The organism is Corynebacterium sp. HMSC075D04, from assembly GCF_001815635.1.
Taxonomy (GTDB): Bacteria; Actinomycetota; Actinomycetes; order Mycobacteriales; family Mycobacteriaceae; genus Corynebacterium; species Corynebacterium coyleae.
Window position 1 is genome coordinate 1 of the sequence record NZ_KV821281.1, and the last position, 705, is coordinate 705.

The following is a 705-nucleotide window of genomic DNA, read 5'->3' on the forward strand; positions in this document are numbered from 1 at the left end:
TGTGTCTGATCTGATGTAGGTGGTCCAGTTCGGCTTGGGAAGTAGTCCGTTTCGGCGGCCTGTTTTAGTCCGTTTCAGCGTGAAAAAGTAGGCCACTTTCCTGGTGCGTTGCTGTGACTGGTGTGGCTCTTTTGGAATGAAAAAGGGCCATGCCGAGTAACCATCCCAGTAGGTTTCTGTTCCTGAGAAATGTCCCATCTTCGTTTGGCTGCGAGGTCCGGGACTTGGTTTTTCAGGAAGGGACCAGAAAGTAGATGACAATCAGCATGACCACGATCGAAACTATCAGACAGCTCGATGACGAGGGAATGTCCCGACGAGCGATCGCGAAGGCGGTATCGGTATCTCGCGCTACGGTCGATAAGTACGTCAACCAGGACGATTTCAGCCCTATCCCGCCAGTTAAGTTACATAAGCCAGGATCACTAGCGCTCGGTGAGACGTTGTGTGCCGTGATTGATCGGTGGCTTGAGCAAGATCAGCGCATGCCGCGCAAGCAACGCCACACTGCGCAGCGCATCTGTGACCGGCTTGCCGCCGAACATGGATATACCGGCTCGTATTCGCCGGTACAGCGCTACGTCAAGCAGTGGAGGCAGGACCATAAAGCCCCAGGAGATGGGTTCATGGAGTTGGAATGGTCTCCCGGGGTCATCCAGGTTGATTTCGGCCAGGCAGAAATCAACCTGGCGTCAGATGTGAAGG

General features: G+C 54.3%; 1 protein-coding gene. It reads left to right on the plus strand.

The features are described 5' to 3' along the window. Positions 1–266: 266 nt before the first annotated feature. The coding region (locus HMPREF3048_RS00005) for a helix-turn-helix domain-containing protein (RefSeq protein WP_168167325.1) at positions 267–705 on the plus strand (439 nt) is incomplete at its 3' end.